The organism is uncultured Arthrobacter sp., from assembly GCF_947495145.1.
Taxonomy (GTDB): Bacteria; Actinomycetota; Actinomycetes; order Actinomycetales; family Micrococcaceae; genus Arthrobacter_D.
Window position 1 is genome coordinate 297,486 of record NZ_CANLXP010000001.1, and the last position, 19,437, is coordinate 316,922.

Consider the following 19,437-nt stretch of genomic DNA (forward strand, 5'->3'; position numbering starts at 1 on the left):
AACTCATGACGCGTCGGCGTCGTTCTCTGCATCCATGAGTCCGCGGGCAGCCAGAGCCTCACCCGTCTGGTGCGCATAGGCGACAGCACCGATGAAGACCGGAAGAATGAGGGCCCGCACATTGCGTTCAAGGCCACGGGCACGGGCGGCGTCGCGGGAATCCTCCGCAGCCCCAACCAAATAGGGAATGCTCCGCAGCATTAGCGCAACGGTCAGGCCTAACCGATCAGGGTCCGCACCAAGCGGACGCAATGGACGGGCGAGAGAGACAAGGCCATCGAGGAGGCGCTGGCTCTCGGTAGTCAGGGTCACAAGCAGTGCGGCCAGCACACAGACCACGATGTTCCCGACGACGATGAAAGCCGTCAGCGGTCCTGCGTTGAACCACTGGAATGCGCCGAGGATCAGGATGAGCGGCCACATCCGCGTCAGGGGCTGTACCAGCTCGCGGACGGTCAGACGGGCGCCGACCAGGTAGGCCAGGGACACCAGACCAGCTGCGGCGAGGGTCGCCCACGCCGAATTCAGGGCCAGAACCAGCACGGACAGTGCAGCTACCGGGATGAACTTCGCGACCAGTGGGGCAGCATGCAGCATCGAATCCCGCTCAATGTAGGCACCGAGCAAGCTTGCGTGGCCCCTCACAGAGAACCTGCTGCGCCCGTGTCATGCAGGCTGAGCTCCCGGTAGGCCACTACGGCGTCGGCAGGTGCGCCGTCGAACACTACCCTGCCCGAGTCCACCACCAGCGTGCGGTCCGCTTCGAGAGCAAAGTCCAGGGAGTGGGTGGTGAAAACTACCTGCTGGCCGAGGCCCCTGAACAGGCTACGCACCCGCCCTTCGTTCCGAAGGTCGAGGAGAGTGGTCGGTTCATCTGCAACGAGGATCTTCGGATCGCACGCCAGCACTGTCGCAAGGGCAAGGAGTTGACGTTCGCCGCCCGAAAGGTCATACACGCTTTGATCCGCCAGCGGACCGAGACCGAACCGGTCAAGAACCCGCTCACCCGCCGCACGCCGTTCCTCCCGGTTTCGGTAGCGGCGTCGCAGGGACAACTCGACGTCCTCCCGGCCTGTAGGCATTACCAGCTGGGAAAGCGGGTCCGTGAACATGAAGCCCACGGTGCGTCGGACGGCGGAGCCCCTGGCCGAGGTGTCGAGGCCGTCAACGAGTACCCGGCCGGAGGTCGGCAGCACCAGCGAGTTGATCAGCTTGAGCAGGGTGGACTTGCCTGAGCCGTTCGCGCCGATGACGCTGATACGTTTTTCGACCAGGGACAGGTGCAGCGGCGCCAGAATCTGCCGAGGTGCAGGATGTTCAGCCTGCACTGCTGCGCCGTCGAACTGAATCATCGCGGAATCATCCCCGGACCAGGCGGCTGCCCGGACGGGATTGGAGGCGGGGGAAGGCCTTGACCACGCTGAGCCCGATCGCGGCAGCGGCAAGGTTCTTCAGGATGTCTCCCGGGAGGAATACGACGTCGGCCGCAATGGCAGCAGCAAGATCCAGCTTCGCAGTGAGCATCATGCCGATGATCCCGAAGGGGTGCGTAATCAGGAGGCTGGAGATGGTGCACGCACCGAACAGCGCAAGGAAGCGGAAGCGGTTGATCCGGCGGAAGACAATCCGCGCGAGGAACCCGACAACGAAGGCTACGACCGGAAAGGCAATAATGTAGCCGGCAGACGGGCCGAAGAGGACGCCGATGCCGCCACGGAACTGGCTGAAGATCGGCAGGCCGGCAAGCGCGACGGCGACATACAGGCTGAGCGCTGCTGCCCCCCGCCAAGGCCCGAGGACGATTCCGGTCACCATGATGGCCAGGGTCTGCAGTGTGATGGGCACGCCCACCTGACCCACCGGGATAGCGGGTAGGATGGCACTGACGGCTACAACGGCTGCAAAGACCGCGATCAGCGAAAGATCGGTGGCATTCCAGGAAAAACGAGCCCGTGCCGAAGTAGCGGCGGGTGTGGAGTGCGTGGCCGGGTTCGTATTTTGCATCGTGAAGCTTTCTGTGAGATCTACACAACGGTGAGCTGTTACTTACCGAGATTAGTGCGGAGAGAAGCAAACACTTTTGTAGGATTCCTACAAAAACGACGTCCGGCGTGCGACGCCGGAACAGGAAAGGTTCAGCCACCGTGATTACCGTGTCGAATCTTGAGCTGCGCGCGGGCGCAAGGCTGCTGATGGACCAGGTCTCCTTCCGGGTGGACCGGGGAGACAAGATCGGGTTGGTCGGGCGCAACGGTGCCGGCAAGACCACCCTGACCCGCGTGCTCGCGGGCGAGAGCCTCCCGGCGGCCGGCGCAGTCACCCGCAATGGAGAGATCGGCTACCTGCCTCAGGACCCGCGTACGCCCAACATGGAACAGTTGGCACGCGACCGGATTCTCTCTGCCCGCAACCTCGACGTGGTTGTGGGTAAACTCCGCGACACCCAGGACCAGATGGCCAGCGATGATCCCACGGTCCGGGACAAGGCCATGGCCCGTTATGACCGCCTGGAATCCGAGTTCCTGGCTCACGGCGGATACGCCGCCGAGGCGGAGGCTGCCGCCATCTCGTCGAACCTCGCACTCCCCGAGCGGATCCTCAACCAGCCGCTGAAGACTCTTTCCGGCGGCCAGCGCCGACGCGTGGAGCTCGCCCGGATCCTCTACTCCGGTGCGGACACCATGCTCCTGGACGAACCGACCAACCACCTGGATGCGGATTCGATCACCTGGCTGCGGGACTTCCTGAAGAATCACCAGGGTGGGCTGATCGTGATCAGCCACGACGTCGACCTGCTTGAGGCGACAGTGAACAAGGTCTTCCACCTCGATGCCAACCGGTCCACCATCGATCTGTACAACATGGGCTGGAAGCGGTACGTCCAGCAGCGCGAGACCGATGAGCGCGCGCGGAAACGGGAGCGGGCCAACACCGAAAAGAAGGCGCAGGTGCTGATCGACCAGGCCAACAAGATGCGGGCCAAGGCCACCAAGGCGGTCGCTGCCCAGAACATGGCCAAGCGCGCTGAGCGGATGCTCTCAGGTCTGGACGAAGTGCGGGCCTCGGACCGCGTCGCGGCGCTGCGTTTCCCCGAGCCCGCGCCGTGCGGCCGCACGCCCATGACGGCGGAGGGTCTCAGCAAGTCTTACGGATCGCTCGAGATCTTCACGGACGTTGACCTTGCCATCGACCGCGGCTCGAAAGTCGTGATCCTCGGCCTGAACGGTGCGGGTAAAACCACCCTGCTGCGCATGCTCGCAGGCGTGGACCGGCCGGATACCGGAAAGATCGTTCCCGGTCACGGACTGAAGGTCGGCTATTACGCCCAGGAACATGAAACGCTCGACACCGAGCGCACCGTCCTCGAGAACATGCGCTCCTCGGCGCCCGACATGCGGGACGCCGAGGTCCGGGGAATCCTCGGGTCATTCCTTTTCTCGGGCGACGATGTCGACAAACCGGCAGGAGTTCTCTCCGGTGGTGAAAAGACCCGCCTGGCCCTTGCAACCATCGTCGCATCGTCGGCCAACGTGCTGCTGCTGGATGAGCCGACCAACAACCTCGATCCGGCGAGCCGTGCGGAGATCCTCGGAGCGCTGCGGAACTACTCCGGCGCGGTCGTTCTTGTCAGCCACGACGAGGGAGCTGTTGATGCGCTCAACCCGGAGCGGGTTGTGCTGCTGCCTGACGGTGTCGAGGACCTCTGGAACGACGAGTACCTCGAACTGGTGACGCTCGCCTAGCGTCCCTGGGCGTCGAGGATGGCGTCCTCTTCCTCCTCAGCCGAGGGGCGCCGTCGTGCACGTGCAGGCACCGGCTCAGCGTCCTCGTCCTCGTGATCAATGCGGTACTGCTGCCGCGCTGCATAGCCGAGCCCGACGAACAGCAGCACCCCGAAAGCAAACCACTGCATCGAGTAGGACAGGTGCGGTCCAAGGTCGATGGCGGGTTTGGCGGGAGGGACCGGCGCTGTTGCCGGAGAAGGCGTTTCGCTAGCCACCAGCCCGTAGGCGGCGGTCGCGATAGGGTACTCCAGCTGCGCTTGGTAGGCCGTCAGGTCGATGGACGCCAGCTGGCCTGACGGCGCCGACCGGTCCAGGGCAGGCTCTGCCGGGCGGATACGTGCGACGACACTCACCTCACCATCCGGAGCAGGCGGGACAGTATCGGGGCGGCCGGCGCGGTCGTTGCCGATCGGCAGCCACCCGCGGTTGATGACGACGGCGGTGCCGTCTGCAAGCTTGAGCGGAACCAGAACCTCGTAACCCGGGCGGCCGTTCAGCGGCCGGTTACGGACAATTCGCTGGTTGGCATGATCGTATTCCCCGATGAGTGTGACCGGTGTCCATTCCATCGTGCCGTCGAAGGACTCGAAGAGCGAAGGGGAGTAGGGAACTGGGCGCTGGTCATAATTGGCTTGAACTGTGTTCACGGTAGCGGCTGCCTGATTCCTCCGGTCCAATTGCCACATGCCCAGCGCGGTACAGGCCGCGGCGAGAACCAGAACGAGCGCCAACCAGCCGAACCAGCGGGGTGTCGCCAGGTATTTCAGTATGTTCACGACGACGCCTAGCTGCCTTCCAACGGCAGCGTCTGCTTCCAGAGACCCCGGGTTATGAGGTATTCCTCAAGCCACCCGCGGTGCCCGGCGCAGGCCAGCCACACTTTCCTTCGCTCCGGGGTATGGATGCGTGGATTGTTCCAGAGGAGCTGCCAGGAGGCGCTTTGCCCGCAGGCCTTCCGGGAGCAGATGGGATCGCCGTGTTGTGTCGATGCCGTCGCGGTGGAGCGATTGGCACCCGGCAGCTGGTCGAAAATACTCATGCAGCCCCTTCCTTTCCGTCGTTTTGCCTGTTGCCCTGAGTTTCCTGAGCTTCCCCGGATTCCTCACCGGTGTCCGGCTCCTCCTGGACAATCTCGCCCTGCAGCGTGACCGGCCCCTCGTGCTCAACGACCGGAGCCGGTGCGTCCAGTTCAGCTACTGGTGCCCGATCGAGCAGTGAATCACTGTGGGCCAGATTGCTGGTGTCGCTTCCGCCGTTCGCGATGATCACCGCGAAGTAGGGCAGGAAGACCGCACCCGCGATCATCACCCACTGCAGCCAGCCCTCCACGACAAAGACGAGGATCAGGCACACCATGCGGATTCCCATGGAGATGGAATATTTGATCATTCGCTGGCGCATCTCATCGCTGTGGGCCTCGCGGGCGTCACTGATGTTATGGATTTCCGGGCGGCGCTTCGACTGATGGCTCAGCTTGATCATCACACTCCAAGGGGACTCTTCTATTGTCTCACTCCTTCAGCCGTTGTTAAAGTTCCCTCCTATCGCCGTTAGGATCGAACGGACGCTCAGCACCGCTCCATCCGAAAGGACCCTCTGTGCAGGAACAAAACGCCGCTGGAACGCCCGAAAAGAAGACCGGACGCAGCGTCCTGGTGACGGGCGGCAACCGCGGGATCGGACTGGCGATAGCGCAATCTTTTCTCGCCAATGGCGACAGTGTGGCCATCACCTACCGCAGCGGTGACGTTCCCGAGGGCATGCTCGGGGTGAAGGCAGACGTGACGGACAGCGGGCAGATCGATGCCGCCTTCCGTGAGGTCGAGGACGCGCACGGTCCCGTCGAGGTGCTCATCGCCAATGCAGGCATCACACGTGACACCCTGCTGCTTCGCATGAGTGAGACGGATTTCACCGACGTCGTGGACACCAATCTCACGGGTGCATTCAGGGTGATCAAGCGGGCCAGCAGAGGAATGCTGCGCCTCCGCACCGGACGGATCGTTCTCATCTCGTCAGTTTCCGGGCTCTATGGTGCACCCGGGCAGATCAACTACTCAGCGTCCAAAGCCGGGCTGGTCGGAATTGCACGCTCGCTGACCCGGGAGCTTGGATCCCGCGGCATCACCTGCAACGTTGTTGCCCCCGGCTTCATCAACACGGACATGACGGCCGCCCTTCCCGCCGATACCCAAAAGACCTACCTTTCCTCCATTCCAGCCGGCCGCTTCGCAGAAGCAGAAGAGGTTGCGAACGTTGTGCGCTGGGTCGCAAGCGACGAAGCAGCCTACATTTCCGGGGCCGTGATTCCCGTAGACGGCGGTCTCGGCATGGGCCACTGACGTCCACCCGGTCGAACCGGCACCTAATCCGATAGAGCCCCGGAAGCACTGAAGCTACAGGTACAACCCGAATCAAGGAGGCCCGCACATGGGCGCACTGGAGAGAACAACAGCAATCGTCACGGGATCGTCCCGCGGTATCGGCGCGGAGGTGGCGAAGCTGCTCGCCGCGCAGGGCGCAGCCGTCGTCGTGAACTACCGGCAGAAAGCCCCGCGCGCCAACAAGGTGGTGGCGGGCATCGAAGCTGCCGGTGGTCGTGCCGTCGCAGTCGGCGCAGATCTCACGTCCGCGGAAGGCGCGCAGGCGCTCGTTGACGCAGCCGTGGAAAACTACGGCGGGCTCAACCTGCTGGTACTGAACGCCTCTGGAGGCATGGAGACCGGGCTGGGTGAGGATTACGCGCTCAAGCTCAACCGCGATGCCCAGGTCAGCATGCTCACCACGGCCCTGGACGTCATGCCCGAAAATTCCCGGGTGGTCTTCGTCACGAGCCACCAGGCGCACTTCATCAACTCCGTCGACACCATGGATGCCTACGAACCGGTTGCGCGCAGCAAGCGCGCCGGTGAGGATGCCCTTCGGGACATGGTCCCCGCGCTGACAGAACGCGGCATCAGCTTCGTCGTAGTCTCAGGCGACATGATCGAGGGCACAGTCACCGCCACACTGCTCGACCGGGCAGCGCCCGGCGCCATCGAGGCCCGCAGGCAGGAGGCCGGGCGTCTCTACAGCGTGGAGGAGTTTGCGGCGGAAATTGCTGCCATGGCTACCGCTGACGTTCCCACCGGTCACACCGAATACGTCGGTGGAGCCGAGCACTTCACGCGCTGACGTTCTCCACGCCTCTGCAGCACCACTGCAGAAACCGCGCCACTTCAGCAGGGCCCACTGGACGAAGCCCGGGCTTACAGCCTCGCGAAGTGGCGGACCACGTCCAGGTAGGGGAAGTTCACCGCAACGTCGGCGGCCGCCCGCACCGCGGGCTTGGCGTTGAACGCAACGCCAAGCCCGGCCGCGGCCAGCATGTCCAGGTCATTCGCACCGTCGCCCACGGCAATCGTGCGCTCAAGGGGTATGCCGGCCGCCTCAGCCCAGGCCCGAAGGCAGCGAGCTTTTTCTGCCCGGTCCACGACCGGCCCGATGACCGAGCCCGTCAGCGACCCTGAATCCACACCGAGCTCGTTGGCCTTGGCATGCGTCAGCTTCAGCCGCGCGGCCAGCGGTTCAAGGATCTGGCTGAATCCACCGGAAACAACCGCCACCAGGTGACCGGCATCCGCAAACGCCTCCACCAGCAGCTCAGCTCCCTCACTCAGCTCGATGCGCGTTCCGACGTCATCGATCACGCCTTCACGCAGACCCGCCAGTACAGCTACCCTCGCATGCAGGCTCTGCGCGAAATCAAGTTCTCCACGCATCGCGGATTCAGTGACGGCAGCAACCTCCGCCTCACGGCCGGCATGCGCCGCGAGGAGCTCAATGACCTCCTGCTTAATGAGGGTCGAATCCACATCCATAATGAGCAGCTTCGCTCCCTCGCCCAGAAGCGCCGGGGGCACTACGGCGATGCCGGTCTCGTCCGACACCAGCGGCGCAACTGCCGTCCGCAATGCATCGATGCCATCGTCGGAACTGACCGTAAGGCAGGCCACCTGGTAGCTGCCGGCGTCGTTCCTGCTTTCACCGACAACGACGCCGCCGCTTTCCTGCAGGGCGCGGCGCACCTTCGAACGGTGTGAATCCTCCAGCCGGGTGCCGAAGCTGACCACCCTGAACATCTCCGTCACGTGCGCCAACGGCCTTTCGTCGATCCGACTCTCACCTGTCATTATGATGCCCGACCCGGCAGGCGTGAAAAACGAAAGTGGCCACCCGCCCGGGGCCGTCATCTGTCCGGGATCTGTTCGAGGTTGGTTTAACGCCCGCGGCCCCTCTTGGCCTAGTGTCTACTGTCATGAGTGATGTTCTGGAACTCTCCGGGGTGAGCCTTGTCCGCGGAGGAAAAGCGCTCCTGGACGATGTCGACTGGCAGGTACGGGAAGGCGAGCGCTGGGTGGTCATGGGCCCCAACGGCGCGGGCAAGACCACCCTGCTGCAGATTGCAGGGGCACGGATCCATCCCACCCGCGGAGTGGCCGGAATTTTGGATGAGGTCCTGGGCGCTGTCGACGTGTTCGAGCTGCGGCCGCGGATCGGCCTGGCTTCCGCTGCGCTCGCAGCGCAGATTCCGGAGCACGAAACGGTTCTCAACGTCGTCGTCACAGCCTCCTACGGGGTGACTGGGCGCTGGCGTGAACAGTACGAGCGGCTCGACGAGCGCCGGGCTTTTGGACTGCTCGACACCTGGGGCGTGTCCACCCTCATGAATCGCCCCTTCGCGTCATTGAGCGAGGGTGAACGCAAGCGCGTACAGATTGCACGGGCCCTCATGGCCGACCCCGAGCTTTTGCTCCTCGATGAACCTGCCGCCGGCCTGGACCTCGCAGGGCGCGAGGACCTGGTCGCCCGTCTCAGCGAACTGGCCGCAGACGAGGATTCCCCGGCGATCGTCCTGGTAACCCACCATCTGGAGGAAGTGCCGCCCGGTTTCACTCACGCGATGCTGTTGCGCGAAGGCTCGGTGGTGGCGGCAGGGCCGATCGACGAGGTGCTGGTGGCCGAACAGCTCAGCCGTGCGTTCGACCTGCCCCTAGAGGTCACCCAGCGGGATGGCCGCTACAGCGCCGTCGCGCGAACCTAGCGCAAAGGTAGCAACTTCGTGGACCTGCTGCGCGATGCGCTGATCCTGCTCGGCGGCTTATGGGCCGGAACTATCAACACCATCGTCGGCTCCGGCACGCTGGTGACCTTTCCCATTCTGGTTGCCCTCGGATACGCACCCGTTACGGCCACCATCAGCAATGCCATGGGCCTTGTAGCGGGCAACGTGTCCGGCGCGTGGGGCTACCGGGAAGAGTTGAAGGGCAACGGCCGCACACTGGTAAAGCTGTTGCCCGCTTCTCTGCTGGGCGGCATCACTGGTGCGGCGCTGCTGCTCAACCTGCCCGAGACCGTCTTCGGACTGGTAGCGCCAGTTCTCATCGTGGTGGCGCTCGGCTTCGTGATCTTTCAGCCCAAGCTGCAGCGTTGGGTGCGCCGCCGGGCCGAGACTAAACCGCCGACACGCTCCCATCCGCTTGCGCTGACAGTTCTTGTTTTCCTGGCCGGAGTTTATGGAGGGTACTTCGTCGCCGCCCAGGGAATCCTGCTGGTGGGCATCCTCGGTATCTTCCTTTCCGGCACCATGCAGACAGCGAATGCCATGAAGAACGTCCTGGTGCTGGGCGTGAATCTGATTGCCGCCGTTTCCTACATGATCTTTGCCTTCGACCGCATCGAGTGGTGGGTAGTCCTGCTCATTGCCGTAGGTTCCCTGATCGGCGGCGTCATCGGTTCGAAGGTCGGGCGGCGGCTCTCACCGATTGTCCTCAGAAGCGTCATCGTAGTGCTCGGTCTGGTCGCGCTCTACGTGATGATTGCGCGCCTGGTGAGCTAGCGTGACGCTGGAACGGCTCACCGATGCTACAGACCCCCGGATTACGGATTACACCGGCCTGACGGACACGCAATTGCGTCGACGTCGCGAGCCGGCAGAGGGCCTTTACATCGCCGAGAGTACAAAGGTGCTTCGGCGGGCAATCGACGCCGGCCATACACCGCGCTCCTTCTTCCTGACTGACAAGTGGCTGCCGGATCTCGGGGACATTCTCGCCCGCTTCCCGGATGTACCCGCCTATGTCGGATCCGAGGCGGTACTGGAGGACATCACCGGGTTCCATCTGCACCGGGGAGCGCTTGCCGCTATGAACCGGCCGGCGCCGCTTGTCCTGAAGGACGTGCTGCACAACGCGCGCCGCGTGGCCGTCCTTGAGGACATCGTGGACCACACCAATCTCGGCGCGGTCTTCCGGTCAGCTGCGGCGCTGGGAGTGGACGCTGTCCTGGTAACGCCACGCTGCGCTGATCCCCTGTACCGCAGGGCTGTACGGGTGAGCATGGGCACCGTCTTCCAGGTTCCGTGGGTGAGGCTGGAATCGTGGCCGGATAGCATCGAAACCCTCCGCGAATGCGGCTTCCTTGTCGCAGCACTCGCCCTCGGACCGGAATCAGTGGAACTGCAGACGCTTTCCCAGCGCAACCCCGACCGGCTGGCGCTTGTCCTCGGGACCGAGGGCGAGGGTCTGTCGCCCTCGACCCTCGAACACGCCGACCTTACTGTCCGTATTCCGATGAGCCCAGCGGTGGACTCGTTGAATGTGGCGGCCGCGGGCGCCGTCGCGTTCTGGGAGTGCCGGCCGCGTACCAACTGACGCGCCGGGTCCTTTCTCCGATTGGGCGTGCGTGCGGTAGAGTTGGTTGCTGGCCCACGGGCCGATCAACTTTCACATCTCCGGTGTCTGGCAAAATCCAGGCAACTACAGAAGGTACCCCAATGAAGTCTGATATTCACCCCAAGTACTCAACGGTTGTCTTCCGCGACCTCGCTTCCGAGAAGTCTTTCCTGACCCGCTCCACTGTCACCTCTGACAAGACGGTCGAATGGGAAGACGGCAACACCTACCCGCTGGTTGAGGTGGAAATCTCCTCCGAGTCCCACCCGTTCTACACGGGCAAGCAGCGCATCATGGACTCCGCCGGCCGCGTCGAGCGCTTCAACCAGCGCTTCAAGGGCTTCGGCAAGAAGTAGTCCATCCTGGACGTTCGCCACTGGACCTGAACCGGAATTTCCGGTTCGGGTCCAGTGCTTTAATCGGTCCAGTGCTGCAAACGTAGGTACGGATTTAACTCGCTGAGGCAGTAGGAGAATCATGGAGCAGGCGGCAATGCGGGAATACCACGGCGAGTACAAGGTGCCGCGGGGCAAGCTGGTAGTAGCCGACCTCGGGCTTCTTGCAGGCAAGCTCAGCGATGTGTCGATCAACGGGGATTTCTTCCTGGAGCCGGATGAGGCACTCGGCGACATCAACGCGGCTCTCGAGGACCTGCCCGCGGGGACTTCCCATGGTGATCTCGCGGCAGCCATCCGGCGGCAGTTACGCCCCGACGCTGAGCTGTTTGGCTTCTCGCCCGAGGCAGTTGCCACTGCCGTCCGTCGGGCCCTCGGAAAAGCGTCGGCGTGGGCTGACCATCAGTGGGAGATCATTGGCCCCACCCCGCTCTCAACGGCCATGCACGTAGCTATGGACGAGGTTCTCACCCGCGGGGTTGGTTCCGGTGCGAGGAATCCGACCCTGCGGTTCTGGGAGTGGGAAAGCCCCTCGGTGGTCATCGGCAGTTTTCAATCCATGCGCAACGAGGTCGACGACGACGCCGTCCGCCGGCACGGTGTGAGCGTAGTCCGGCGCATCAGCGGCGGGGGAGCGATGTTCATGGAACACGGCAATGCCATCACCTACTCCCTTTATATCCCGCAGTCCCTGGTGGACGGTCTGAGCTTTGCTGATTCCTATCCCTTTCTCGACGACTGGGTGATGGAGGGATTGAAAAAACTGGGAATATCCGCCTGGTACCAGCCGCTCAACGACATCGCTACAGACGTCGGCAAAATCGGGGGCGCGGCGCAGAAGCGGCTGAGTAACGGCGGCATGCTTCACCATGTGACGATGTCGTACGACATTGACGCAGACAAGATGCTCGAGGTTCTGCGGATCGGACGCGAGAAACTCTCAGATAAGGGAATCAAGAGCGCAAAGAAGCGGGTTGACCCGCTCCGCAGACAGACCGGACTGGCGCGTGAGGAGATCATCCGGGTTCTCAGCGACACGTTCCGGGAGCGTTATCAGGCGGTGGACGGGACGCTCAGCGAGGCTGAGCTGTCAGCCGCGCAGGCGTTGGTGGAAGAGAAGTTCGGCACTAATGAATGGCTCTACCGGGTGCCTTGACACGTCGGCGGCCGCCTGGGCGCGCAGTGCCCGCAACAGATGGTCCCGTTCCTCCAGCACAATCCGTCGCAGCGACTGCGGCGCCTTCTCGTGCAGTTCCAGCCAGGAGTCTGTCTGCCTGATTACGGGGTGATCTTCCGGTGCGCTGCCCGCAGGGAGGTCCTGGTTGCCGGGGTACAGTCCGCGCACAATCCTGGTTGACATCTCGATCGGAAGCTCGCGCCAGAGTCTGTCGATCTCCCGGAAGTAAGTGTCGGTGTACGGCTCATGCAGCTCCGCGCGTCCCTCCTGGAAGCCGGCGATGGTCGCGCTGAGCAACTCGTTGGACAGCCGGTTTCCGAAAACGATCTCGTTCCAGGCCTTCGCCTTGACAGAAGCGTCTGGGAATGACGTGCATGCCGTCGTGAATCCGGTCCGTCCCGACGCTGTGTGGTCCTTGCGCAGCGCGGATTCGAGCTCATCGACGGTGGCCAGGTTCTGTGCCGCGAGCGCATGCCACAGCTGCCAGGCCAGTTCGTCATCAATGATCAGGCCGTCAAGACGCTCCGTTCCTTGCAGCAAACCGCGCAGGAGGGAAGCGTGGGTGGGCGTCTTCCGGGCGGTCGCTGCCACAGCGCGTGCCCAGACGAGCTGATGGTCCGAGCCCGGCTCAGCAGCCCTCAGCCCCTCCAGGAGAAAGGCAGCGAAGCGCTCTCGCAAATCCGCGCGCATCGCTGCCGGAGCGAAGTATTCGATCGCGTGTCGGGCGTTCTGCAGGAGTTGCTGGAGGATGCCAACACCCTCCTCGACCGACGCGGTGTGTTCCACGGCGTGCACGTAATCGGCAGCACTGAGAAGGGCATCGCGCGTGGAGGACCAGAGCGCACCCAGACAAACCGCCCGCGTCAGAGGTTCCTCGAGGCGATCAGCGGACGACAGGAGCGTTGCGAGGGACCGCTCGTCGAATACCAGCTTTGCGTAGGTGAGGTCGTCATCGTTGATGAGCAGCAGGTCGGCCTGCTCAACGCCGACAAGCTCGGGGATGTTGGTGTGTTCTCCGTCGAGCAAGGCACTGTGCGAGCCTGTGCGAAGCAGCCTGCCGTTCAAGTCGAGCGAATAGAGTCCCAAGCGGACGCTGTGGGGCCGAAGGGCCGGCTTGGATGTAACAGGATCAAGCGCCTGCTGGGAAATCACAACGGAGGTGTAGACGCCGTCGTCGTCGGTTTCCACCTCAGCGGTCAACTGGGGCACTCCGGAGGTCTGCAGCCAGCGCCGCGCCCAGTCTGACATGTCCATGCCCGACGCCGTGCTCAACGCGGCCAACAGGTCATCAAGGGTTGTATTCGAGAAAGCGTGCTCGCGGAAATAGGACCGCGCAGCTGAGGTGAATGCGTCGAAGCCTGCATACGCCACAAGCTGCTTCAGGACCGAGGCACCCTTGGCATAGGTGATGCCGTCGAAGTTAAGTTTTGCGGCCTCCAGGTCAACGATGTCAGCGACGATCGGGTGGGTGGAAGGCAGCTGGTCCTGCAGATAGGCCCATGCCTTCCGGCGTGTGGCGAAGGTGACCCACGACGTGGCCGAATCGAGGGCTTCGGCTACGGCGAGCGCACCCATGAAATCGGCGAAGGATTCCTTCAGCCAGAGATCGTCCCACCAGGTCATGGTCACCAGATCGCCGAACCACATGTGCGCCATTTCGTGCATGATCGTGTTGTCGCGTGCCTCGTACTGAGTGTGCGTCGCCCTCGACTGAAACACATAGGATTCGGTGAAGGTGACCAGGCCGGGATTCTCCATGGCGCCGAGGTTGTACTCGGGCACAAACGCCTGGTCGTACTTGCCGAAAGGGTAGGGATAACGAAACAGATCGTGGAAGTAGGTCAGTCCGCGCCGGGTGGTGTCGAAGATGCGCTCGGGGTCGAGGTGCTGCTCAAGCGATCGGCGGCAATAGAGGGACATCGGAATACTCAGCATCTGTCCTTCACCGACGATTCCGGTCCATTCATCCGTAACGGACGCGTACGGGCCGGCCAGCACGGTGGTGATGTAGGTGGAGATGCGCTCAGTGGGTTCGAAGTGCCAGGTGGCGGAGTCGTCGTCGTGCCGGTCCCTGTTGCTTTCGGCCCCGTTGGAAGCGACGGTCCAGGATTCGGGCGCGCGGACGTGAAAGCGGAAGGGCGCCTTGAGATCGGGTTGTTCGAAGCAGGCGAAGACGCGGCGGGCGTCGGCCGGTTCGTACTGGGTGTACAGATAGGTGGCGCCGTCGGCCGGGTCCTCGAAGCGGTGCAGTCCCTCGCCGCTGCGGCTGTAGAGGGCAGTGCCCTCAACGATTACGGTGTTTTGTTCGGCGAGCTGGGGGAGTTTGACACGGGCGCCGTCAACAACTTGCGTCGGATCCAGGTTCTTCCCGTTGAGGGTGACGGCCTCGACTCCGGAGGAGATGAAATCGAGGAAAGTCTCGGAGCCCGGAGCGGAACAGGCAAATGTAACGACCGTCCGGGAGGGGAACCCAGCGCTTGAGCTGTCTTCGGCCGTACGCAGGTCCAGTGTGATGTCGTAACTGGAGAGGTTGAGGATCGCTGAGCGGGCTGCCGCTTCATCGCGGCGCAGATTCTCGTTATGCACCGGCCCATTCAATCACGGTGTCGGTAGGTGAACGAGCACTGGACATGGCAGTGTGTAGCCATGTCCGAGCTCTTTGAAGACTACGCAACTGTCGCCCGACGCACCGTCGCCTATGACGAAATGTTCGACGGCGCTAACCAGCCGCGCGCGGAGTATGGGCCGGTTGCAGCTGCCCTTGAGGAGCTCAACCTGACTGATGTCACGGCGAGGGCGGACTCGATGGCGCGGACGTTCCTCGACCGTGGCGTGACCTTCGACTTCGCGGGGGAGGAGCGGCCGTTTCCGCTGGATATCGTTCCGCGCGTCATCGCCGGTTCCGACTGGGATGTCCTCGAGCGCGGAGTCGCGCAGCGTGTGCATGCCCTCGAAGCTTTCCTCAACGACGTGTACGACCGGATGACCGTGGTCAGCGACGGCGTCATTCCCCGCCGGCTGATCACCTCTTCGGCGCATTTTCACCGGGAAGTGGCAGGATTCGATCCCGCCGGTGGGGTACGGGTGCATATCTCGGGGATTGATGTGGTGCGCGACGACGAGGGAACCTTCCGCGTCCTCGAAGACAACGTAAGGGTCCCCAGCGGCGTCAGCTACGTGCTGGAGAACCGTCGGGCCATGGCCAAAGGACTGCCGGAGGCCTTCGGCCAGCAGCACATCCGCCCGGTCGAGGAGTACCCGCGCCGGTTGCTCGCCGCCCTGAGGAACACTGCGCCGCCCGGTGTTGAGGATCCGACCGTAGTCGTCCTTACTCCGGGGGTCTTCAACTCCGCTTACTTCGAACACACGCTGTTGGCCGGTCTGATGGGCGTCGAGTTGGTCGAGGGGCGTGACCTCATTTGCCGTGGCAACCGGGTCTACATGCGCACTACGGCGGGTGAGCAGCGCGTCGATGTGATCTATAAGCGCATCGATGATGAATTCCTTGACCCCCTGCAGTTCAGGGCCGATTCGGTTCTTGGTTGTCCGGGGATCGTCAATGCGGCCCGTGCAGGGATGGTGACCATCGCGAATGCGGTGGGCAACGGCGTCGCCGATGACAAGCTGGTCTACACCTACGTGCCGGACCTGATCCGCTATTACCTCAACGAGGAACCGATAATCGCCAATGTCGATACGTTTCGCCTTGAGGAGCCCCAGGCGAGGGAAGAGGTCCTGGACCGGTTGGACGAACTGGTGGTGAAGCCCGTGGACGGGTCAGGCGGCAAAGGCCTGGTGATCGGCCCTGACGCGTCGGCGGCTGAGCTGGCTGCTCTCCGCGGCCGTATCCTCGCGGATCCGCGTGGCTGGATCGCGCAGCCCGTGCTGCAGCTTTCCACGGTGCCCACCATGTCCGGCGGCCAGTTCGGCCCGCGTCACGTCGACCTGCGTCCGTTCGCGGTGAACGACGGCGAGAATGTCTGGGTCCTGCCCGGCGGATTGACGCGGGTGGCCATGAAGGAGGGCTCTCTGATCGTGAACTCCAGCCAGGGCGGTGGATCCAAGGACACCTGGGTAGTAGACGGCCAGTCGGACAGCACACCTGTCCTTCCCGACGAGGCACGCTTGCGGGAGCGCGTCAGCGTATGGCCCGTCGAGACCGGTTGGCGCGACAGGCAGCCGGAACAACAGCAACAGCAAAGTGATGACGGGAAGGGGCAGGCCGATGCTTAGCCGGATAGCGGAATCCCTGTTCTGGATAGGCCGGTACGTCGAGCGGGCCGACGGCACAGCGAGAATCCTCGATGTCCACCTGGAACGGCTGAACCAGATGCCCCGCCCGGTCCAGCGGGATGTTTCCCGCCAGCTGCTCGGAGTCATGGGCAGCAGGCCCGAATCGGACGATTTCGGTCTGCCGGAGCTCATCGAAGCGCTCGCCTTCGACCGCAGCAGCGCCACGTCGATTGCCGGCGCTCTCGGCGCGGCACGGGAGAACGCCCGACGGGCCAGGGAGACCGTGTCGGGCAGCGTATGGGAGGGTCTGAACACCACCTGGTACGGGCTGACGCAGCACCGGAAAGACGTCGTCGGCACCTATCGCTTCTGTCACTGGGTCATCGAGCGCACCGCCATGGTTCGTGGCCTCTCGGACACCACCATGAGCCATGATGAGAGCTGGCAGTTCCTGGTGCTCGGAAGGAGCCTCGAACGGGCAGACATGACTGCCCGGATGCTTTCGACCCGCGACGTCCATGCATCCGGTCTGTCATGGGTGAACATGCTGCGCTGCGCAGGCGCGTATGAGTCCTTCCTCCGAACCCGGCGCGCGTCTTTCGGGGAGCAGCATGCGGCACAGTTCCTGCTCCTGGACCGGCTTTTCCCGCGCTCGATCGTCTATGCCCTGAGCGACGCCGAGAAGTGCCTGGCGAACCTGAACCCCGCCTACCAGCGGGTCGGTTTCATCAATGACGCCAGCCGGATCGTAGGGCAGGCCCGCACCTTCCTCGAATTCCACCAGACGGACGACCTCATGCTGGAGCTGCCGGAGCATATGGAAAGAGTCCAGAAAGCGTGCGCGCGGGCCTCCGACGCCGTCTCACGCACCTACTTCTCGCAGGCAGCGGAGCTGTCCTGGGTTGGGGAGGTCTCATGACCCGCTTGCTGATCGAGCACCGCACCGGCTACGACTACCTGCGCCGCGTATCGCTGTCCTATAACGAAGCGCGCATGACACCCCTCACCGACTCCCAGCAGGTGGTCCTGGAATCCACTATCACTCTCAATCCGTCCACCGCCGCGATGGCAACCTACCGCGACTACTGGGGGACGCGTGTGACCTCGTTCGACGTACAGGTTCCACACGACCGGCTGGAAGTGTCGGCTCGGACCCTCGTGGAGGTTAGCCGCACCGAGCGCATTCCCTCTGCGGGAGAAGTGGTGAGCTGGGATGAGTTGAAGTCCGACGACGTCCGGAACGATTACGCCGATTGGCTGCCGGACACTCATCTGACGGAGCCGGACGCCGAAATCCGTGCGCTTGTCACGGACCTGGCCGATGGTCGGGATCCGCACGCGGCCGCACACCTGATTTTTGACTGGCTCCGGGATGAGATGCGGTACGTCCAGGGGGTAACCGGGGTGCAGTCAAACGCGCGGGAAGCCTGGGCGGAGCGCCAGGGCGTCTGCCAGGACCTGGCACACGTAGCTATCGGAGCGCTGCGCAGTCTCGGCATTCCAGCACGGTATATCTCCGGCTACCTGCATCCGCGCAGGACGGCGGCTGTCGGTGAGGCAGTGGCCGGTCAGTCGCACGCCTGGGTTGAGTGGTGGGACGGCGAATGGCGAGGGTGGGACCCGACCAACAGTGGCCCGGTGAGCGACTTCCACGTCTCCGTAGCGCGTGGCAGAGACTATCGGGACGTCTCGCCGCTTAAGGGAATTCTTTCCGGCGGCGGCGGATCGACGCTCAATGTGACGGTCGAGATCACCCGCGTCGCCTGACGCTGGGCAGGCAGCCACGGCCCCCTGCCCAGCGCGCAGATTGAAAGATTCCCGCTAACCCTCGACTGTTTGACCCTTGCTGAGGATCGTCAGTCCCGAGTCCGTGACGGTGAACCCACGGCTGAGGTCCAGTTCCCGGTCCACGCCGATCTTCGCACCTGGCGGAATGTGAACGTTCTTGTCGATGATCGCCTTCCGGACCACCGCTCCGGAACCGATCGTGACGTGGTCGAGCAGGACAGAGCCCGTCACGTCGGCGCCTTCGTCGACGAAAACGTCCGTTGCCAGCACCGATCCCTGAACCGCACCGCCGGAAATCACGACGCCGTTGGACACGATGGAGTCGTGGGCCACACCTGAAACGCCGGTGGCGCTGCGCACGAACTTGGCGGGCGGGGAGATGCTCTGCCGGGTGTAGATCGGCCACTCAAGGTTGTACAGGTTGAACAGCGGCAGCGGGGTGATGAGGTCCATGTTGGCGTCGTAATAGGAGTCGAGCGTGCCGACGTCGCGCCAGTACTGGTTGTCCCGATCGGTGGAGCCGGGAATCTCGTTGGTGGTGAAGTCATACACTGCCGCGTCTCCGCGCTCCACGAAGTGCGGAATGATGTCCCCGCCCATGTCGTGTTTTGTGTTCAGCCGTGCGGCGTCGATTTCGAGCGCTTCGATCAGCGCATCTGTGTTGAAAACGTAATTGCCCATGGAGGCCAGGAAGTTGTCGGGGTCATCCGGAAGCCCCGGCGTGGTTGCGGGTTTCTCGACGAAGGCCGAAATTCGCCCGGGATCGCTGGAATCGACCTCGATGACGCCGAACTGGTCGGCGAGATGCAGCGGCTGCCGCACCGCCGCTACGCTGACTGACGCCCCGCTTTGCTGATGCGCGTGAACCATCTGCTCGAAGTCCATGCGATAGACGTGGTCCGCCCCGATGACGACGACGATGTCCGGCCGCGCATCATGGATCAGGTTCAGGGATTGGTAGATGGCGTTGGCGCTGCCCAGGAACCAGCTCTTGCCCCGTCGCTGCTGGGCGGGCACCGAAGCGATGTACTGCTGCAGCTGGGTGGACATCCGCCAGGTCTCGGAGATATGCCTGTCCAGGCTGTGGGACTTGTACTGGGTGAGCACCACGATCTGGAGGTACCCGGAATTGACCACGTTGGACAGCGCGAAATCGATCAGCCGGTAGCTTCCCGCGAATGGAACCGCAGGCTTTGCGCGGTCCGCTGTAAGCGGCATGAGCCGTTTTCCTTCGCCGCCTGCCAGTACCACCGCGAGCACTTTTTTGACTGCCACGGTTAAACCCCTTCCGCTCGTCCTTGAGTATGACCTCGTTCGACTCACACTAGAGGACCCGCCCGGCCTGC

20 protein-coding genes are annotated in these 19,437 nt (G+C 63.5%); 11 read left to right on the forward strand and 9 right to left on the reverse strand.

Annotated features, from left to right (window positions below; genetic code table 11):
• Positions 1-3: 3 nt before the first annotated feature.
• The 3 genes from Q0877_RS01305 to Q0877_RS01315 are packed head-to-tail and all read right to left on the reverse strand — an operon-like array spanning position 4 to position 2,004.
• Entirely contained in the window at positions 4-645 is a 642-nt protein-coding gene (locus tag Q0877_RS01305; protein WP_299165208.1) for an energy-coupling factor transporter transmembrane protein EcfT, read from the reverse strand.
• Positions 642-1,352 carry an energy-coupling factor ABC transporter ATP-binding protein gene (locus Q0877_RS01310; RefSeq protein ID WP_299165209.1) on the reverse strand — a complete coding sequence of 237 codons (711 nt, stop codon included), beginning with the start codon at positions 1,350-1,352 and terminating at the stop codon, positions 642-644. The genes Q0877_RS01305 and Q0877_RS01310 overlap by 4 nt, the downstream gene beginning before the upstream one ends.
• A gap of 7 nt (positions 1,353-1,359) precedes the next feature.
• A complete protein-coding gene (locus Q0877_RS01315) occupies positions 1,360-2,004 on the reverse strand; it encodes a biotin transporter BioY (RefSeq protein WP_299165211.1) in 645 nt (214 codons plus the stop codon).
• Positions 2,005-2,144: 140 nt separating this feature from the next.
• Between Q0877_RS01315 and Q0877_RS01320 the strand changes: the two genes are divergently transcribed.
• Complete coding sequence (locus Q0877_RS01320; protein ID WP_299165212.1) at positions 2,145-3,743, forward strand: ABC-F family ATP-binding cassette domain-containing protein; 1,599 nt, start codon at positions 2,145-2,147, stop codon at positions 3,741-3,743.
• Here the strand turns inward: Q0877_RS01320 and Q0877_RS01325 are convergent.
• The 3 genes from Q0877_RS01325 to Q0877_RS01335 are packed head-to-tail and all read right to left on the reverse strand — an operon-like array spanning position 3,740 to position 5,267.
• The gene (locus tag Q0877_RS01325; protein ID WP_299165264.1) at positions 3,740-4,555 is read right to left on the reverse strand and encodes an SURF1 family protein; all 816 of its coding nucleotides are present in this window, start codon (positions 4,553-4,555) and stop codon (positions 3,740-3,742) included. The genes Q0877_RS01320 and Q0877_RS01325 overlap by 4 nt on opposite strands.
• Before the next feature lie 14 nt (positions 4,556-4,569).
• On the reverse strand, positions 4,570-4,824 hold the full coding sequence (locus Q0877_RS01330) for a hypothetical protein (RefSeq protein WP_299165213.1): 255 nt from the start codon (positions 4,822-4,824) through the stop codon (positions 4,570-4,572).
• Complete coding sequence (locus Q0877_RS01335; protein ID WP_299165214.1) at positions 4,821-5,267, reverse strand: DUF3099 domain-containing protein; 447 nt, start codon at positions 5,265-5,267, stop codon at positions 4,821-4,823. The genes Q0877_RS01330 and Q0877_RS01335 overlap by 4 nt, the downstream gene beginning before the upstream one ends.
• Positions 5,268-5,383: 116 nt before the next feature.
• Here Q0877_RS01335 and Q0877_RS01340 point away from each other — a divergent pair, with 116 nt between their 5' ends.
• Together Q0877_RS01340 and Q0877_RS01345 are read left to right on the forward strand one after the other, a co-directional pair.
• Positions 5,384-6,127: a beta-ketoacyl-ACP reductase gene (locus Q0877_RS01340; RefSeq protein ID WP_299165216.1), complete on the forward strand. Its 744-nt coding sequence runs from the start codon at positions 5,384-5,386 to the stop codon at positions 6,125-6,127.
• A gap of 88 nt (positions 6,128-6,215) precedes the next feature.
• The gene (locus Q0877_RS01345; RefSeq protein ID WP_299165217.1) at positions 6,216-6,959 is read left to right on the forward strand and encodes an SDR family oxidoreductase; all 744 of its coding nucleotides are present in this window, start codon (positions 6,216-6,218) and stop codon (positions 6,957-6,959) included.
• Positions 6,960-7,033: 74 nt separating this feature from the next.
• Here Q0877_RS01345 and serB read toward each other — a convergent pair whose 3' ends face one another.
• The gene (serB, locus tag Q0877_RS01350; RefSeq protein ID WP_299165218.1) at positions 7,034-7,957 is read right to left on the reverse strand and encodes a phosphoserine phosphatase SerB; all 924 of its coding nucleotides are present in this window, start codon (positions 7,955-7,957) and stop codon (positions 7,034-7,036) included.
• 125 nt (positions 7,958-8,082) lie between these two features.
• On the opposite strand from serB, the gene Q0877_RS01355 reads away from it, so the two are divergent.
• From Q0877_RS01355 to Q0877_RS01375, 5 genes are all read left to right on the forward strand, one after another.
• Positions 8,083-8,868, forward strand: a complete 786-nt coding sequence (locus Q0877_RS01355; protein ID WP_299165220.1) for an ABC transporter ATP-binding protein — start codon at positions 8,083-8,085, stop codon at positions 8,866-8,868.
• 18 nt (positions 8,869-8,886) lie between these two features.
• Complete coding sequence (locus tag Q0877_RS01360; RefSeq protein WP_299165222.1) at positions 8,887-9,663, forward strand: sulfite exporter TauE/SafE family protein; 777 nt, start codon at positions 8,887-8,889, stop codon at positions 9,661-9,663.
• Position 9,664: 1 nt separating this feature from the next.
• Positions 9,665-10,477 carry an RNA methyltransferase gene (locus Q0877_RS01365; protein ID WP_299165223.1) on the forward strand — a complete coding sequence of 271 codons (813 nt, stop codon included), beginning with the start codon at positions 9,665-9,667 and terminating at the stop codon, positions 10,475-10,477.
• 122 nt (positions 10,478-10,599) lie between these two features.
• The gene (locus tag Q0877_RS01370; protein ID WP_299165224.1) at positions 10,600-10,854 is read left to right on the forward strand and encodes a type B 50S ribosomal protein L31; all 255 of its coding nucleotides are present in this window, start codon (positions 10,600-10,602) and stop codon (positions 10,852-10,854) included.
• Positions 10,855-10,975: 121 nt separating this feature from the next.
• Positions 10,976-12,049, forward strand: coding sequence for a biotin/lipoate A/B protein ligase family protein (locus Q0877_RS01375; protein WP_299165225.1), 1,074 nt, complete (start codon positions 10,976-10,978; stop codon positions 12,047-12,049).
• On the opposite strand, the gene pepN is transcribed toward Q0877_RS01375, so the two are convergent.
• On the reverse strand, positions 11,984-14,656 hold the full coding sequence (gene pepN, locus Q0877_RS01380; protein WP_299165226.1) for an aminopeptidase N: 2,673 nt from the start codon (positions 14,654-14,656) through the stop codon (positions 11,984-11,986). The genes Q0877_RS01375 and pepN overlap by 66 nt on opposite strands.
• Before the next feature lie 60 nt (positions 14,657-14,716).
• On the opposite strand from pepN, the gene Q0877_RS01385 reads away from it, so the two are divergent.
• From Q0877_RS01385 to Q0877_RS01395, 3 genes are read left to right on the forward strand one after another with little or no spacing between them, the layout of a single operon-like run.
• On the forward strand, positions 14,717-16,303 hold the full coding sequence (locus Q0877_RS01385; RefSeq protein WP_299165228.1) for a circularly permuted type 2 ATP-grasp protein: 1,587 nt from the start codon (positions 14,717-14,719) through the stop codon (positions 16,301-16,303).
• Positions 16,296-17,222, forward strand: coding sequence for an alpha-E domain-containing protein (locus tag Q0877_RS01390; protein ID WP_299165229.1), 927 nt, complete (start codon positions 16,296-16,298; stop codon positions 17,220-17,222). The genes Q0877_RS01385 and Q0877_RS01390 overlap by 8 nt, the downstream gene beginning before the upstream one ends.
• A complete protein-coding gene (locus Q0877_RS01395) occupies positions 17,219-18,070 on the forward strand; it encodes a transglutaminase family protein (RefSeq protein WP_299165230.1) in 852 nt (283 codons plus the stop codon). Before Q0877_RS01390 ends, Q0877_RS01395 begins: the two co-directional genes overlap by 4 nt.
• 54 nt (positions 18,071-18,124) lie before the next feature.
• Here the strand turns inward: Q0877_RS01395 and glgC are convergent, their stop codons facing one another.
• Positions 18,125-19,366 (reverse strand): glucose-1-phosphate adenylyltransferase, encoded by a 1,242-nt coding sequence (glgC, locus tag Q0877_RS01400; protein WP_299165231.1) that lies wholly within the window; start codon positions 19,364-19,366, stop codon positions 18,125-18,127.
• Positions 19,367-19,437: the final 71 nt, after the last annotated feature.

Bases quoted from the DNA above. Each gene is read 5' to 3' on its own strand.
- Q0877_RS01375 (WP_299165225.1), top strand. From the start codon at position 10,976: ATGGAGCAGGCGGCAATGCGGGAATACCACGGCGAGTACAAGGTGCCG.
- Q0877_RS01330 (WP_299165213.1), bottom strand. From the start codon at position 4,824: ATGAGTATTTTCGACCAGCTGCCGGGTGCCAATCGCTCCACCGCGACG.
- Q0877_RS01335 (WP_299165214.1), bottom strand. From the start codon at position 5,267: ATGATCAAGCTGAGCCATCAGTCGAAGCGCCGCCCGGAAATCCATAAC.
- Q0877_RS01345 (WP_299165217.1), top strand. From the start codon at position 6,216: ATGGGCGCACTGGAGAGAACAACAGCAATCGTCACGGGATCGTCCCGC.
- Q0877_RS01390 (WP_299165229.1), top strand. From the start codon at position 16,296: ATGCTTAGCCGGATAGCGGAATCCCTGTTCTGGATAGGCCGGTACGTC.
- Q0877_RS01370 (WP_299165224.1), top strand. From the start codon at position 10,600: ATGAAGTCTGATATTCACCCCAAGTACTCAACGGTTGTCTTCCGCGAC.
- Q0877_RS01310 (WP_299165209.1), bottom strand. From the start codon at position 1,352: ATGATTCAGTTCGACGGCGCAGCAGTGCAGGCTGAACATCCTGCACCT.
- Q0877_RS01395 (WP_299165230.1), top strand. From the start codon at position 17,219: ATGACCCGCTTGCTGATCGAGCACCGCACCGGCTACGACTACCTGCGC.
- Q0877_RS01355 (WP_299165220.1), top strand. From the start codon at position 8,083: ATGAGTGATGTTCTGGAACTCTCCGGGGTGAGCCTTGTCCGCGGAGGA.
- Q0877_RS01385 (WP_299165228.1), top strand. From the start codon at position 14,717: ATGTCCGAGCTCTTTGAAGACTACGCAACTGTCGCCCGACGCACCGTC.
- serB (WP_299165218.1), bottom strand. From the start codon at position 7,957: ATGACAGGTGAGAGTCGGATCGACGAAAGGCCGTTGGCGCACGTGACG.
- Q0877_RS01315 (WP_299165211.1), bottom strand. From the start codon at position 2,004: ATGCAAAATACGAACCCGGCCACGCACTCCACACCCGCCGCTACTTCG.